Here is a 13930-nt window from a genome sequence, read left to right on the forward strand (position 1 = left end):
TTTTGGGCTCGCGGGGACGCTCGCCCTCCCGACGGGTCCGTTTTGGGCTCGCGGGGACGCTCGCCCTCCCGACGGGTCTTTTGGGCTCGCGGGACGCTCGCCCTCCCGACGGGTCTTTTGGGCTCGCGGGGACGCTCGCCCTCCCAATCGGGCTGCGATCCGCTTCAGTGCTGCCTGAGCAAGTTCAGCATTGCTTGATCGAGTTTTTGGCCTTTGTAGTCTCGATATTGAACGTCGGAACGGTTGCTATCGAGGATGCCGAACGTGCCGCGGTAGTTCCAGAGCGCCCAGCCCCAGCCTGCGGTTTTCCATCGCTTCAGCATCTCTTCCATCCAGGATAGGACCACGGCGTGAGGCGTTTTGTTGTAGCAGCCGAATTCGCCGACCATGACGCCGACGCCCTTCTTTTCGAACTCGATCCAGGGGCGGTAGTAGCGATCCCATATCTCATCGGCCTGTCGGGGCTCGAACCGTTCGGGCTTAGGGAAGTTTTTGGCCACTGCTACCCATTCGGCCAGATAGTGGGTCAGTTGGAACGGCTGATAGCCTCTTGTGCTGTGCGCCACGTTCAGGGATAGAAGCTCCTCGGCGGGTACTGCCCCGTAATCGCGTCCGTCGCAGATGATGAGGCGTTTATCGTCTTCTTTTCGGATCGCCTCGACGATTCGCGTCATGGCTTTTTTGTGCGGCTCGGCGCCGACGTTGGCCGGCTCGTTGAGCGGGTTGAAGCTGAGGTTAGGCCGTCCTTTGTACCGCTTGGCGAAGGCCGCCCAGTGCAGGCAGCAGACGTTGACCGCGTCCTCGTCTCGCCAGAGCGATTTGGCTTCGGGCGGGACGTTGACGGTGTATCCGGGCGCTCGATGGAAGTTGAGCTGGGCATGGAGTTTGTTCCGCGCCGCCCAATCGATGGCCTCGTCTATTTTTTTCAGTTCGGGTTCTAACAGGCGCGTCCAATCGCCTTTGTCGGTCCAGATTCGATAGTCCATGGGGAACCGAACGAAGTCGAATCCCCATTCGGCAATTTGGTCGAAGTCCTCTCGGCGGAACGGGCGGTTGGCGTAATCCTGATGAAAGCGATTGTCGAGATTGAAGCCGCGCCAGCGCGGCAGTTTGCTCATCGGATGTACTTAAAGCATTTGCCCTGGCCGTCTTCCGAGATGATGCCTTCCAATTGGAATGGGCACGGCAGGCGATTGGCGCTGTTGCACGGTCGGCTGTACGAATCGCTGTTGATGCACCAAGGGCTTCTGACGACGGCATCTTGATTGGGGCCTTTGGGCGGGGCGTAATACTCGCAATCGGTCTGGCCGACGCGCTTGGTGCCTTTGACGACGCCCGCGTGGCCGTCCACATAATTGGCGGTGCCTTGTTCGCTATGGCGAGCGACAAACGGCGTATCGACAAAGTTGACGCCGATTCGCGTGCAGCTGCCGGGCAGAAGCACCAGATCGCTTTCGTGGATCATGGCGGTGTCGGCGGCCAGTTCTATCTGCGCGACCGAGATGGTCGGAGGCGGATTGGGGCTGAGCGGCGTGCGTCCTTCTGGAAAGACGGCGTAGTTAAAGTTGTAGCTGACGAAGGTGTGCTTGCCGCATTCGGGCATGTTGATGGCGACCCGGAAGCCTTGATCGAGGTTGATGGCCTCTCGCTCGGACGGGCAGGTGTAAATCTCTTTGTTTTTGGAATAGGGTTCGATGGCGGTCAGCATGGTCATGGCGCAGGGCTGATTGGCCATGGCGGTGGCGTAGACGGCCATGGGGAACATTTCGTTCCAATCTTGCGTGTACAGGCTCACCGCGGCGGCCGAGTTGCGCTGGTTGCTGATGCATTGGGTCTTTCGGGCCGATTCTCGCGCTTGGGCAAAGACGGGAAAGAGGATGGCGGCGAGGATGGCGATAATGGCGATGACGACCAGCAGTTCGATAAGGGTAAAGGCGCGGCGTTTTCGGTTGAGCATAGATCCTCCTACAGATTTTCTATATGATACGACGCGACCGGCCTTCGATTCCTGCTATTGTTGCCGGTTTATCCGTTGCATCCGCACGACCCGCAACCGCTCTGTCCCTCTTCGGTTTGGAACGAACTGCCGCATCCGCACGATCCTGTGGCGTTGGGGTTTTCGATTTTGAACCCGCCGCCGAACTGCTCTTCCAGGTAGTCGACGCTGGAGCCGTCCATGTATTGCAGGCTGCCGGGGTCGATAAAGATTTTGACGCCGTGCGATTCGAAGATTAAGTCGTTCTCTTCGGCGTCCTGTTCGTCGATGGCCATGCCGTATTGCAGGCCGGAGCAGCCGCCTCCGGCCACCCAGACGCGCAGGGCTGCGCCTTGCTTATCGTTTTCTGCCAGCAGGTTTTTGACTTCCTGCGCGGCCTTATCGGTCAATGTGATGGGCATGTTTGGCTCCTTGATATCCTCTTGGCTCGATTCTACCTTAGATTGTGGCTAGGGCTGGCAGCCTTTTCCAAAGTTTTGGAGGAGTTCTGCCAGGTCGGCTTCGTCGATGACGCCGTAGCGGTCGACGTCGTATCGGTCGCTTTCGGCGCCGAAGTTTTCGAGCAGGAGGGCGAGGTCTCGGTCGTCGACGCAGCCGTTTTGGTCCAGGTCTCCGCGCTCGACGGGCACGAACTTGGCGGTAAGGATGAACCCTCTGCCCTGTATGCTTTCGTTGCCAGCCTGAGTTTCAAAGACAACCAACCCGGTCGCGTAAACATGCCCCGCAGCGCTCGCGGCTATGGCGTTGAAACGGTCGTTCCCGTTCGCGTTGCCGTTCCATCGCCTGACGCCCACGGTGTCGTCGTCGGGCGTTTGGCCGTTGCCCGCCCAGGAGGTCGAAAGATCGCCGTTCGTATCGTACTTAAGAATCACGGCGTCGAAGTTGCGGGTCGAGTTGGTGTAGGCGCTGCCCGCAACGTAGACGTGTCCAGATGCGAGCACGGCGATCGAGGTGGGAATGTCGGTATGCTGTCCCGAACCCCATGCGCGCTTCCATTGTTGCGCGCCGGTCGAGACGCTGTGCTTGTAAGTGGCAAAGTCGCCCGCGACCTGACCCAGCACGTAGGGCGTCGTATAAGCGATATGCGCGCTCTGAAGACCGATCCCGATCGCTTTGTCGTTGGAGCCCGTTTCGTCGATCGCGATCCATTCTCAGCCTTCGACATGAGGCGTCGGGTCGTCAACTATTATGGGGCACTTTTTGGCCCGCATGACGGTTACGTCCGTAGAAGCGAACTCGCCGCCCTTGGTCGTCGCGGCCAGAAAGGCATGTCCATCGTGCGTTACCGCCAAATCGACCGCCTCGTCGTCCTGGTCGTCCCGGTCGTAGGTGATGAAAAACGGTACTGCGGCACTGCCGCAGGCCTGTTCGTCCAACCAAATGTCGCCGTCTTCTGGTTCGTACTTGGCGAGAAAGACGTTGTGGCCTTCCCCGCTTACATGAACGAAGCCTGCAACATAGACGAACCCGGCGCCGTCAACGGCAACAGCGTTCGCCGAGGCGTTGCCGGTCGAACTCTCGATGTACTTGATCCACTTGACGCGGGTTCCCTGTCCGCATGCCTCCAATCGAACGACGAACCCTCTGTGATAGTCGCCGCCTTTGGTCTGGCCCACGACATAGACAGCGTTGTGCGGCAAGTAGGTCGCAACGTCTTTGCCCTTGTCAAACTTGCCGTTGGGGTGTTGGGTCAGTTTGTGATCCCAACAGTAAGTAAAGTCTTGATTCCTCTGGGCGTATGATCCGGAGATCATGGATGAAAACAGGGTCAGCAGGCAGAGGAGCTTACCCCCCCGCGGCAGAGCGAAGAACGTTTTGTTGCCGTTGCATTGCGATACCCTCCGTGTTGAATCGATGTATCGTAATACGCCGTCATCGGAAGTTTTGTTCCCTTACTCGCCTTCCAATACAATCTGCGTAAAGTCGGCCAGGCGGCGGTAAAGGCGGTCGGCGCAGGCGAGCAGAGTCAGGCGGTTGTCGCGCTTGCGCGCGTCCTCGTCCATCACCATCACCGCGTCGAACAGCGCGTTGATCGGTTCTTCCAATTTTCTTAACGCTTCCCAAAGTTCTTCTGGGTCCTCCGTTTTGGGCATCGATTGGAGCGATTCGTGCAGCGCCCGTTCGGTAGGATGTTCGAAGAGGCTATCGTCAACCTTGGTCAGGTCGGCGTCTATGGCAATGCCTTTTTTAAGGGCGGCGGACAGGATGTTGGCGGGGCGGGTGGCGGTTTGGACGCGGGCTTCGAAATCGGGACCGCCGAACGACTGGAGCGCCTCTGCCCGTTGTATGTAGTCGTTGACGGGGGCCTCATCGCCGTTCAGCACGGCGCGGGCGATGTCGTATCGGATGCCGATTTCCTGCAGGAAGGCGTCCAAACGGGCAATAAAGAGCGATTGAAGGTCGGTATAAAGTTGCTCGAAAGGTTTGAGCTCGACCCCTTGTTCTTGGTAGGCTTCGTAAGCCCAGCGCGAGAGCTGGCTCAGTACCGGAAAATCGGGATGCGCGGCCAGCAGTTCGACGCAGCCGTTTGCGGCGCGTTTGAGGCCGTAGGGATCGGTGGAGCCTTTGGGCATGAAGCCCAGACCGACATAGCCGACCAGGGCGTCGATCTTGTCGGCCACGGCCAACGTGGCGCCCAGCGCAGAATCGGGCAGAACGTCGAGGCTATAGCGAGGGCGGTAGTGCTCTTCGATCGCTTGGGCGATTGCCGGGTCTATGCCGTCCAGCAGGGCGTATTCGCGCCCGATGGCGCCCTGCAGGTCGGGGAACTCCATGACCATTTGGGTGGCCAGGTCGGCCTTGCAGAGCGCGGCAATTCCTTGGGGCAATTGGGCAAATTGCTGGGCGATTTTTTCCATGCGCCGAACTTTGTCGGCGATGGTTCCCAATTTTTGCTGATAGAGGATGCGCTCTAGATCGGGCAGGAAGTCGCGCAGATTGCGCTTGCGGTCTTCTTCGAAGAAGAACTTGGCGTCGTTGAATCGCGCCATCATGACCCATTCGTTGCCTTTCTTGACCGTATCTGGGTCGCCGCCGTTGGTTACGGATACGAAGTTGGGCATGAGTCTTCCCTGCCGGTCTTCGATAGGGATGAACTTTTCGTGCTTGCGCATGGCGGAGACGAGGCAGGCTCGCGGCAGGGCGAGGAACTCTCGGTCGAACTCGCAGAGGATGGGTTGCGGGTTTTCGGTGAGGTAGACGTTTTCTTCTAGCAAGTCATCGTCCAGCAAGAGGTTGCCGTTTATGCGTTCGGCGGCTTCTTTGGATGCGCGCTGGATGGTTTCCTCGCGCTGTTTCGGATCGGCGATGACGCCTTTGGTTTTGAGCTGCGCTAGGAAGTCCCTGGGCGCGGCGGCTTCGAACTCTTCGGGATGTGCAAACCGATGCCCGCGAGAGAGACGTCCGGAGCGCGCGCCCGCGATCTCGAAGTCGACGATCTGGGTGCCGAAGAGCGCGACGATCCAGCGGATTGGGCGAGCGAATCGGATATTGCCTTCGCCCCAGCGGAGGGTTTTAGGGAAGGTCATGGAGAGGATTTTGTCGGGCAGCGCTTTGGCCAAGGCTTCGATTGCAGGCAAGCCAGCGTCTTGTTTGACAGCAAAGGCGTACTCGGCGTCCCCAAGGGTTCGAAACTCGGCCTGGTCGGGTTGGATGCCCTGGCCGCGACAGAAGCCGAGGAAGGCTTGGGTGGGTTGGCCTTGAGGGTCGAAACAGGCGCTTTTGGCCGGGCCGCGGGTTTCTTTGGTGGTCGGCGCTTGGTTGGTCGCGACCTGGTTGCCGATGGCGATTAGGCGGCGCGGTGTGCCGTATGTGTCAACTCGCTCGCAGCTTAGGCGCAGTTCCAGGAGGGTTTGTACGATCAGTTCTTGGAACTGCTCTAAGGCGCCCGCCATGAATCCTGCGGGGATCTCCTCGCATCCTAGCTCGATCAGAAGGTCGTCGCGTCCTTGCTCCGTCATATCGGCAATTATAGCCGAGCGTTCGATGTGGAATAACCCCTCGGCGCGAGAAAACGGGAGTCGAAAGTCCTTGCCCGCGCCTCGCTTTCGGTCATGACGCCGAGAGTAAGAAACCTTTATAAGGAGCGTACTGTGCAAAGAATGGCTGCTTCTAATGCTTTGAAAATGGACGACATTTTGTCGAAATTGCAGGATTTGCCGAGTTTGCCTCACGTGGTGCTTAAGGTGTATCAGTTGGCGGACGATCCTCAGACCAACGCCGCGCAGTTGAGCCTGATCATCGGCAAGGACCACGGCTTTGCGGCAAGGTTGCTGCGAATGGCCAATTCGCCTTATTACGGCATGTCGCGCCGGATCGGCAGCATCGACCAAGCGGTTATGGTGTTGGGGTGCCGCACGGTCAAGAGTCTTTCGCTATTGGCCGGGACTTTTCCTTTTCTATCCAAAACGCTGCCGGGCTATACGGTGGAGCCGAGCGCGCTTTGGCGACACTCGTTAGCGACGGCGATTATCGCTCAAGGGCTTTGTTCGAAGGTAGGCGCCAATCCCGATGAGACGTTTGCGGCGGCTTTGCTGCACGATATGGGCAAGCTCGTGATCGCGGCCTATGCGCCCAAGGCAGGGGAAGAGGCTTGCAAAAAGGCGATTAAGGAAGGCGTCTCGTTCCATCAAGCGGAAAAGACGCTGTGGGGCTTTACTCATGCCGAGTTGGGCGAGGCGGTCTGCAAGATGTGGGCTTTGCCGGACACTATACAAGACGCCGTTGGGATGCACCACGAACCGAGCGCGCCGCCCTCCCCTATCGTGGCGATCGTTCATGTGAGCGACTGGTTGGCGACGAAGTGCGGATTTCCTTTGAACGAGCAGGAGCCAATCGACGAAGAGCCGATCGAACGTTGCATGGCTGTGCTCGGCCTGACCAATGCGAACCTGGCAGAAGCGCTGGAATCGGCGTCGGCCCGGATCGCCGAGTCGGACGATCTTTTCTTCGAGGACGAGGCAGCGTAGGATTAGCGGCCCCTTTTGATATTGGTTACAAGCCTCGGATAGGCTAGATTCGGGGTAGAATTGTAGAGAACCAAAATCGAAAGGGGGTTTCCGCAATGAAGCGTTTCGCATTTGCGTCGCTGGCCGGCGCGCTGCTGGTCGGGACGTGCTTTGCTCAGGGTCGCATCGTGATCAACGAGTTTCAGTACGACGACTCGGGCACGGACGATAAGGAGTTTGTCGAGCTTTACAACGCTGGCGATCAGCCGGTTGACATTTCTGGCTGGGTCTTGGCAGCGGGCGATCTGGCCACATTGACCGATAACAACGCCGACTACACGATACCGGGCGGCACCACACTTCAGCCTGGCCAGTATTACGTGCTGGGTTCGGCGGTCGTGCCCAACGTCAACCAGATTGTTGGCGTCAACAATCTGTGGGAGAACGACAACGAGTGGCTGGCGCTAAAGGACACGGCCGGCAATATTATCGATGCCCTGGCTTACGAGACGAACAAGGGATCGAACTTCCCTGCCGGGCACTTTGAGGGTCTTGGGCTCTGGGGCAATTTCACCAGTATCGACGGCGATGCGGCCGGAACCGATCTGACTTTTCAGAGCCTGTCTCGATGGGAAGACGGCTACGACACCAACAACAATGGGCGCGACTTTGCTCTGAAGATATGGACGCCCGGCTCGAACAACAATCCGACCGCGGCGCCCAGCTTGCCTCGATCGTACGATTTCGACGATAACTTCATGGGCGCGATGGTGCCGGACTTCACCGGTTCGTTCCGCAATCCGCGATACATCGATCCGACGGCGATGGACGATTTCGTGCTGTACAACCCGAATATCATTCCGGCTTCGCCCCAGGGCGGCAACGCGATGTGCATGTGGGACTGGGCCGGCGGCGGCAACGCGGCGGCGACCGACTTCCACTTTACGGGCGCGCTTGGCGCTGAGATGTGGGTTTACTTGGACACGGCGCTCCATGCCGGTACCGACTTGGAATCTTGGGCGGTAGGCATCTTGGGCACGACCGAGACTTTCTTTAATCTGCCCTTTGTCAATCCGGCCAGCGCCTGTGCGATCACTGGGTTGGCTTGGGTGTGGAGGAAATCGGCCACCGAGAACTCGCTGCGCCTGGTAGACGCCAAGAACGGCGGCAACTCGGGCGACACGGGCACCGTTTGGAACGTGCTCGGCACTATCGACCTGACCTCGATGGCTTCTGGATGGTACCGATTACGGATCGAAGCTCAGGGCAGTGTGGTTCGCGGCATCTTCGGCGGCACGTACGGGTCTAAGACAGATGGCACGTCCTTCTGCGGCGTCGTTGACGATGTATCCAATCGCCGCGGTCAGTTCTACCTCGGCTTCCGCGAGGCGGTCGGCAGCAACCTGGCCACCAACCCGCCGCGCATCGACCGGCTGACGCTGTACGCGCCTGCCGCGGGCACGGGCGACGTGAACGGCGACGGCTGTATCGACGACACCGACTTGGCGATCGTTCTGACTGCGTTCGGCAGCAACGACTGCACCGCCGACGTGAACAGCGACGGTATTGTCGACGATACGGACCTGGCTATCGTGCTTGGCACGTTCGGCGACGGCTGCTAAATCTGTAATCTGTCCCGCCGCTCTCTTGGCGGCGGGACGCTTTCCTTTATGTTGCTGGGATTGGGCATCGATATCGTTGAGGTTGATCGAATTGCCCGGTTGGTACAGCGCAAGCCCGAGTTTCCCGAGAGAATCTTGACGCCGTCCGAGTTCGAGTTTTACGTTCGCTCGCTTCGGCACGATGCTTTTTTGGCCGGTCGATGGGCGGCCAAAGAGGCCGCGATCAAGGCTTGGGGCGCGCCTTTGAGCTTTCAAGAGATTTCGATCTTGCCGGATGGCAACGGTCGTCCGTGCTTAGCTTTCTCCGGTCGTGCGGAGGGAGCGGCGGGCCAGATTTCGATCTCTCACGATGCTCGGACGGCGGTCGCCGTTTGCATTCTGACCGCACGGCAGGATTGACGGACGTTGCGCCGAAAAGAGCGTCTGATGATTCGCATTGCCGTGCTGGTCTCGGGCAAGGCGCGGGGCAGCACGCTCGGCGCGTTGATGGATGCTTGCCGGCAACGGGAGATCGACGGCGAGATCGCCTTGGTGATCGGCACGAAGCCGGAGACTCCAGCCCTTTCGAGGTCGAATAGGTCGCTAGTGATCGAGCCTGGAGAGAATGAGGAGGAGTATGGCGCCGCCTTGTTGCAGGCTTTGGCCAAAGCGCGAATCGACCTTGTCTGCCTGGCCGGATATCTAAGAAAGCTGCCCAGCGCGGTCGTTGCGGCCTATCAAGGTCGGATTATGAACAGCCACCCCTCTTTATTACCGGCTTTTGGGGGTCGGGGCATGTATGGCGACAGGGTTCATCGCGCCGTCGTCGAATCGGGCGTGAAGGTTTCGGGCTGCACGGTGCATTTTGTGGACGAGGAGTACGACGCTGGGCCGATCATCCTGCAGTTGCCCGTGCTGACCGATCCGTCGGAGAGCGCCGAGCAATGGGCGCAGCGGCTGTTGCCGTTCGAGCACGACGCCTATATCGCGTCGGTACGATTGTTTGCAGAAAAGAAATTGCGATTGGAGGGTCGGCGCGTCTTACTGGACGATCGGCCCGGTTTGGAGGCTTCAACGACATGAGGACATACGCCAGCGCGGACGAACTGTTGCAGATTTGCTACGAGCGAGACGCATCGGACATTCACATCGTTTCGCACGAGCCACCGACGCTTCGGCTTTACGGGCGATTGGTGCGGCTTGAAGAGGAGTTTGGCGAACTGAGCCCTCAAGACACCGAGCGGCTGTTTAGAGAGGTGGCGCCGACCAAGGCCATCCACGAGTTGGAGCGCGTGCGGACGGCGGACTTTGGGTACACGCACAAGAACGCTCGATTCCGAGTTGCCGCCTATTATCAGAAGGGCGCGGTAGCGATAAACTTCCGATTGATTCCTTATAAGCTTCGCAGTTTTGAGGACATCGGGCTGCCCGATCATCTTAAGCAGCTGCTCTGGCGACCGAGAGGTTTGGTACTGATCACCGGTCCGACAGGATCGGGCAAGACTACCACGCTAGCGACGATGACGGACTACATCAACACCAACCGCGATACGCACATCATCACCATCGAGGACCCAATCGAGTATTACCACGAGCCAAAGGCATCGGTTGTGAGCCAGCGCGAGGTGGGGACCGACGTGCCGACGTTCGACGAAGGCGTGGTGCGGGCGTTGCGAATGGACCCGGACGTGATATTGGTGGGCGAGATGCGCGACCTGAAGACGATCGAAGCCGCCATCCGCGCCGCAGAGACCGGACACTTGGTTTTCTCGACCGTCCACACCACGGGAGCGGCGCGAACGGTCGAACGCATTGTAGACGTTTTCCCTACGGAACAACAAGAGCAGATTCGCGTTCAGCTGAGCACGAACCTGGTCGCCATCATCTCGCAGCTTCTGCTGCCTCGGATCGACCGGCCGGGTCGAGTATCGGCTTATGAGATTATGATCAGCAACCCTGCTATCGGCCATATGATTCGAGACCGCAAGATTCACTCGATCGTCTCGGCCATTCAGACCGGTCAGCAGCTGGGCATGATGACTCTCGACCACCACCTCCAGTTTCTCTATCAGCACAAGATCATCTCGCGCGAGGAGATGTACCGCGTGGCGCAGGAACCGGAGGAGCTGGCCAACAAGTTGGGCGAGCCGATCGGCGATCTGAATCAGATTAAGGGCGTAAGCCTGGGCGTTTAAGGTTTGTCCGGCTCCAACAGTACGGCTTGATAGATCGGCACATCGCGCGATCTGACCTCGTATTGCTTGAGCGCTGTGTAGTTGGCGCCGCGCCATGCGATGGTTTGGCCTTCTTCGATGACCGGCGATGCTTTGAAGAAGAGCGCGAACAGCGGCCGAACGAGCAGATCCTGCTCTGGGAAGCTATAGAACATCCGGATTAGATCGGCCGGAGCGGGCTGGAACAGTCCCATGTGCTCGTTCGACTGATACTCGAACGCCTCGCCGTATCGAGCCAGCCAACGATCGAGCCATCGGACGGGCGTCATGATTGGTCGTCCTCGAGCACGAACACTCGCTCGTTCGATCTTGCTGTGAGCTTTTGTGCGGCGCGAAGGTAGGGGCGCAGCCTGCGCCAGCCTTGCGATTTGAGGCCGAACGGGTCGTTAAAATTCAGATCGCGACCGCCTAGGGGCTGAGTTCGCAGCCAGCCCAATTGGAAGGGCACGATGGCGCCTTCCTCGTAAAGCAGGCTGGCCAAAAATTCGCCGGAGACGATCTCCAAGGCGGCTAGATCGAGCGTCGCCACAAGGCCGGGCGTCGAATCGTTCAGGACGACCGGATCGATCGCGTACTCGATAACGGGCACCGTTTCGTCGATCAGCGCGTCGATTTCCGAATCGTAGGCCGTGCCGGATACTCTGGCCTTTCGCTTCACATCGTTTCTGGTTACCGTAATCAAGAGCGGATCTCCCGCGAGTTTCTCTTGGCGGCCGGCTTGACTTCCAACTTTGCAGTGAGCGTGGCCAGAGCAGCCTCCACTCCGTACAGAGCGCGCTTGAGTTCGAGCGTCGAATCTTCTGCGCGCTCCAAGGCTGCCTGCAGAAAGTCGATAAACCGTTCTGTGATCTCCTCTTGTCTTTCTTGCGCTTCTCGCGCATATCGGTCGATCCTGAGCGCTGCTTGGCGCGCCGCAACGAGCGACCATCCGACCAACAGGCTCGTGATGCCTGCGACTTCCGTCCAATCCATGCTTTTCTCCTTTTGATCGAGGGTTGGCCGCTCGAAATCGAGCGGCCGTTGTTTTAGTTGATGCCGGCGTAGGCGGTCTGCCACAGTCCGTATCCGCAACCGTAGCGGGATCGGGCGCCGAAGAGGTAGCGATCTCGCATGAAGGCGCTGTCGCTGTTGGCCGCGTCCAGGGCTAAGAACTCGATCGGCACGTCGCGCCGTTCTTGAACGATGATCGCGCGCATCTCTCGGCTGGTATCCAGTAGAAACCAGTAGTTCTGCGCCGATCCGATCAGGTAGGGCGCGACGATCAGGCGGAACTTGCCTTGCAGCACGTTCTTGTAGGGCGAGTATTGCGTTCCCGCGCCTTTGACGACGACCACTTCCGATTCGACCAATTCGCGCGCGGTCCATTGCAGCGCTGGACCGACTACCAGCGTATCGGGACGGATGCCCATGATGGCGCCTCGGTCGTCTTTGAACTGCATCATGGCCGAGGCGGCGTCCTGCAAGGCGCTGGCGGACAGGGCGGCCGAAGCGCGATTGGATTGCGTGCCGCTGTCGCCCTCGCTGTGGGTCGTGTCGAACAGTTGTTTGCCGTCGTAGCCGATACCGGCCGAGGTTGTGCCCGTTACCAGGGTTTCGATCACTGTCTGTTCGCGATGGCGAGCGGCCTCTCGGGCCAAATCTCGCGCTCGCATACGGATCATGCCGTATTGGTCGTCCTCTAGCGCCTTGCGGTCCACCGCGATGGTCGCCTCGAAGGTTTTGTCGCTGATCGAGTAGTTGGCGCTGCGCAAGCCAGCGGGCAGGCGCTCGTCGATGAACTCGCGCATGAGCGGCGCGCTGCCCAGCCAGCCGTACTTTTGCGTCGGCAGCGTGGTCTGTACGACCGTCGCGATCTGGCCGACCAGGCCTTCATCCGAGCGACGGCGATAAGCGTTCATAAAGTCGACGCGAAGCCCTGCTTCGAGCAGGGGCATCACGTCCGAGCGTACAATTGGCAATTCAGATCGCCTCCTTTATAGGGTGTAGTTGTCGATGCGGATGCGCACGACGCCGGTTGCGGGCAGCTCGACGACTGTGCCCACGTTGATGTTGTTCGTGCTGGTCTTGGCGACTTCGTTGTCGGTTACCGCCTTGACGACGACGCCGACATCCGCCTGGGTATAGGAGCCCGAGCGATTGAACACGAAAGTTCCGCGCTTCATGATTCGGCATCTGAGCGCGCCGTCCGCGCCGCCCGTGTTGTCGGCGGTCTCGTAGGCGACGCCCACAAACTTGTGGCCGGAGGTATCGGCAGCCGGCACCGCATATCCCGCGGAATCGATGCTGACCAGCGCGCCTTTCCAGATCTTGGCGTTCGCCTTAAGCGGATAGGCTATCAGCAAGCCGTCCTTTTCGTGCGTCTCGTGGGCTTGGGTCAATGCCGGCATGTCAGTCCTCCTTTTTCGGTCAGTTCGTTCAGCTCGATGTCGGGGAAATGCTCTTGCAGGAACTGGGCGGCCTCTGGATCGAGGCTTTGGGCGGTCTGCGCAGGCGCCAGTTCTCCAAAGAGCGGTCTTTTGGGCAACGCGTTGACGAATTGGACGAACGTCTCGGCGATGGACTGCTCGCCGTCGCTAAAGCGCAAGGTGGGCTCGGTCTGCAAGATGCGCAGCGCGAACGGGATTGCGCCTGGCGTAACGCGGCCTTCCGTGAGCCATGCTTGGACTTGGCGCTCGGCTTCGACTTGCCGAAGCTTGGTTTCGAGTTCGGCAGCCTTTTGCTGCCAGTCTGGGTTGTTCAGTTTTTTCACCTCCAATAGTTGCGCGCTAAAGCGGCGCAGGTTGAAAAGTCGAGCGTCCGCGATGCGGGGATTGCCCGTAATGGAGACCTCGACGATGCTGGAAAGGTCGGATGCGAGGCCGACGCTGAGCGACGCGATGCCCAATCGGTCGAGCAGGTCGTTGGCCTCTTGCATGAGGCGCAGGCTGCCGAAGAGTTCGGCTCCTTTGCGCCAGACTCGGTCGAGCCAGCCTAGTTTGAACGGCGACGGGGCGTGCTCCACATAGATGGGCGCCGGTTCGTCGAACGCATCGGCCAGGCGTTGAAGGTCGTTTTGATCGATGACGACCCCTTTGTCGGGATAGTCGCCCGCCTCTAAGAGCTTGGCTTCCCGATTGATCCAGTTTTCTTTGTCCACTTTTTCTCCTCGCAATG

The 13930-nt window shown here is 59.3% G+C and carries 16 protein-coding genes and 1 pseudogene; 5 read left to right on the plus strand and 12 right to left on the minus strand.

Annotated features, from left to right (window positions below; all coding sequences use genetic code 11):
• Positions 1 to 164: 164 nt before the first annotated feature.
• The 6 genes and pseudogenes from HUU60_10435 to HUU60_10460 all read right to left on the minus strand — a co-directional run bounded on the left by HUU60_10435 (position 165) and on the right by HUU60_10460 (position 5955).
• Positions 165 to 1118 (minus strand): cellulase family glycosylhydrolase, encoded by a 954-nt coding sequence (locus HUU60_10435; GenBank protein NUL83125.1) that lies wholly within the window; start codon positions 1116 to 1118, stop codon positions 165 to 167.
• A 698-nt stretch (positions 1119 to 1816) separates the two neighbouring features.
• Positions 1817 to 1957 (minus strand): annotated as a pseudogene (locus HUU60_10440) (prepilin-type N-terminal cleavage/methylation domain-containing protein).
• A 68-nt stretch (positions 1958 to 2025) separates the two neighbouring features.
• Positions 2026 to 2397 carry an iron-sulfur cluster insertion protein ErpA gene (erpA, locus tag HUU60_10445; protein NUL83126.1) on the minus strand — a complete coding sequence of 124 codons (372 nt, stop codon included), beginning with the start codon at positions 2395 to 2397 and terminating at the stop codon, positions 2026 to 2028.
• Between the two features lie 48 nt (positions 2398 to 2445).
• Positions 2446 to 3057, minus strand: a complete 612-nt coding sequence (locus HUU60_10450) for a hypothetical protein (protein ID NUL83127.1) — start codon at positions 3055 to 3057, stop codon at positions 2446 to 2448.
• 90 nt (positions 3058 to 3147) lie between these two features.
• Complete coding sequence (locus HUU60_10455) at positions 3148 to 3750, minus strand: SBBP repeat-containing protein (protein ID NUL83128.1); 603 nt, start codon at positions 3748 to 3750, stop codon at positions 3148 to 3150.
• 138 nt (positions 3751 to 3888) lie between these two features.
• Entirely contained in the window at positions 3889 to 5955 is a 2067-nt protein-coding gene (locus HUU60_10460) for a glycine--tRNA ligase subunit beta (GenBank protein ID NUL83129.1), read from the minus strand.
• A gap of 141 nt (positions 5956 to 6096) precedes the next feature.
• Here HUU60_10460 and HUU60_10465 point away from each other — a divergent pair, with 141 nt between their 5' ends.
• The 5 genes from HUU60_10465 (at position 6097) to HUU60_10485 (ending at position 10738) form a co-directional block, all read left to right on the plus strand.
• Positions 6097 to 6963 (plus strand): HDOD domain-containing protein, encoded by an 867-nt coding sequence (locus HUU60_10465; protein NUL83130.1) that lies wholly within the window; start codon positions 6097 to 6099, stop codon positions 6961 to 6963.
• A 95-nt stretch (positions 6964 to 7058) separates the two neighbouring features.
• Positions 7059 to 8564 (plus strand): lamin tail domain-containing protein, encoded by a 1506-nt coding sequence (locus HUU60_10470; protein NUL83131.1) that lies wholly within the window; start codon positions 7059 to 7061, stop codon positions 8562 to 8564.
• Positions 8565 to 8612: 48 nt separating this feature from the next.
• The gene (gene acpS / locus HUU60_10475) at positions 8613 to 8963 is read left to right on the plus strand and encodes a holo-ACP synthase (protein NUL83132.1); all 351 of its coding nucleotides are present in this window, start codon (positions 8613 to 8615) and stop codon (positions 8961 to 8963) included.
• Between the two features lie 27 nt (positions 8964 to 8990).
• Positions 8991 to 9626: a phosphoribosylglycinamide formyltransferase gene (purN, locus tag HUU60_10480; GenBank protein NUL83133.1), complete on the plus strand. Its 636-nt coding sequence runs from the start codon at positions 8991 to 8993 to the stop codon at positions 9624 to 9626.
• The gene (locus HUU60_10485) at positions 9623 to 10738 is read left to right on the plus strand and encodes a PilT/PilU family type 4a pilus ATPase (protein NUL83134.1); all 1116 of its coding nucleotides are present in this window, start codon (positions 9623 to 9625) and stop codon (positions 10736 to 10738) included. Before purN ends, HUU60_10485 begins: the two co-directional genes overlap by 4 nt.
• Here the strand turns inward: HUU60_10485 and HUU60_10490 are convergent.
• The 6 genes from HUU60_10490 to HUU60_10515 are packed head-to-tail and all read right to left on the minus strand — an operon-like array spanning position 10735 to position 13913.
• Complete coding sequence (locus HUU60_10490; GenBank protein ID NUL83135.1) at positions 10735 to 11046, minus strand: hypothetical protein; 312 nt, start codon at positions 11044 to 11046, stop codon at positions 10735 to 10737. The genes HUU60_10485 and HUU60_10490 overlap by 4 nt on opposite strands.
• On the minus strand, positions 11043 to 11459 hold the full coding sequence (locus HUU60_10495; protein NUL83136.1) for a hypothetical protein: 417 nt from the start codon (positions 11457 to 11459) through the stop codon (positions 11043 to 11045). The genes HUU60_10490 and HUU60_10495 overlap by 4 nt, the downstream gene beginning before the upstream one ends.
• Entirely contained in the window at positions 11456 to 11749 is a 294-nt protein-coding gene (locus HUU60_10500; GenBank protein ID NUL83137.1) for a hypothetical protein, read from the minus strand. The genes HUU60_10495 and HUU60_10500 overlap by 4 nt, the downstream gene beginning before the upstream one ends.
• A gap of 53 nt (positions 11750 to 11802) precedes the next feature.
• Positions 11803 to 12735 carry a Mu-like prophage major head subunit gpT family protein gene (locus HUU60_10505; protein ID NUL83138.1) on the minus strand — a complete coding sequence of 311 codons (933 nt, stop codon included), beginning with the start codon at positions 12733 to 12735 and terminating at the stop codon, positions 11803 to 11805.
• A gap of 15 nt (positions 12736 to 12750) precedes the next feature.
• Positions 12751 to 13164, minus strand: a complete 414-nt coding sequence (locus HUU60_10510) for a hypothetical protein (GenBank protein ID NUL83139.1) — start codon at positions 13162 to 13164, stop codon at positions 12751 to 12753.
• Positions 13152 to 13913, minus strand: coding sequence for a hypothetical protein (locus HUU60_10515; GenBank protein ID NUL83140.1), 762 nt, complete (start codon positions 13911 to 13913; stop codon positions 13152 to 13154). Before HUU60_10515 ends, HUU60_10510 begins: the two co-directional genes overlap by 13 nt.
• Between the last annotated feature and the right edge of the window lie 17 nt (positions 13914 to 13930).

Source organism: Armatimonadota bacterium (genome assembly GCA_013359125.1).
Classification (GTDB): Bacteria; Armatimonadota; Fimbriimonadia; order Fimbriimonadales; family GBS-DC; genus JABWCR01.

Bases quoted from the DNA above. Each gene is read 5' to 3' on its own strand.
- HUU60_10435 (NUL83125.1), bottom strand. From the start codon at position 1,118: ATGAGCAAACTGCCGCGCTGGCGCGGCTTCAATCTCGACAATCGCTTT.
- erpA (NUL83126.1), bottom strand. From the start codon at position 2,397: ATGCCCATCACATTGACCGATAAGGCCGCGCAGGAAGTCAAAAACCTG.
- HUU60_10455 (NUL83128.1), bottom strand. From the start codon at position 3,750: ATGATCTCCGGATCATACGCCCAGAGGAATCAAGACTTTACTTACTGT.
- HUU60_10460 (NUL83129.1), bottom strand. From the start codon at position 5,955: ATGACGGAGCAAGGACGCGACGACCTTCTGATCGAGCTAGGATGCGAG.
- HUU60_10465 (NUL83130.1), top strand. From the start codon at position 6,097: ATGGCTGCTTCTAATGCTTTGAAAATGGACGACATTTTGTCGAAATTG.
- HUU60_10470 (NUL83131.1), top strand. From the start codon at position 7,059: ATGAAGCGTTTCGCATTTGCGTCGCTGGCCGGCGCGCTGCTGGTCGGG.
- acpS (NUL83132.1), top strand. From the start codon at position 8,613: ATGTTGCTGGGATTGGGCATCGATATCGTTGAGGTTGATCGAATTGCC.
- purN (NUL83133.1), top strand. From the start codon at position 8,991: ATGATTCGCATTGCCGTGCTGGTCTCGGGCAAGGCGCGGGGCAGCACG.
- HUU60_10485 (NUL83134.1), top strand. From the start codon at position 9,623: ATGAGGACATACGCCAGCGCGGACGAACTGTTGCAGATTTGCTACGAG.
- HUU60_10490 (NUL83135.1), bottom strand. From the start codon at position 11,046: ATGACGCCCGTCCGATGGCTCGATCGTTGGCTGGCTCGATACGGCGAG.
- HUU60_10500 (NUL83137.1), bottom strand. From the start codon at position 11,749: ATGGATTGGACGGAAGTCGCAGGCATCACGAGCCTGTTGGTCGGATGG.
- HUU60_10510 (NUL83139.1), bottom strand. From the start codon at position 13,164: ATGCCGGCATTGACCCAAGCCCACGAGACGCACGAAAAGGACGGCTTG.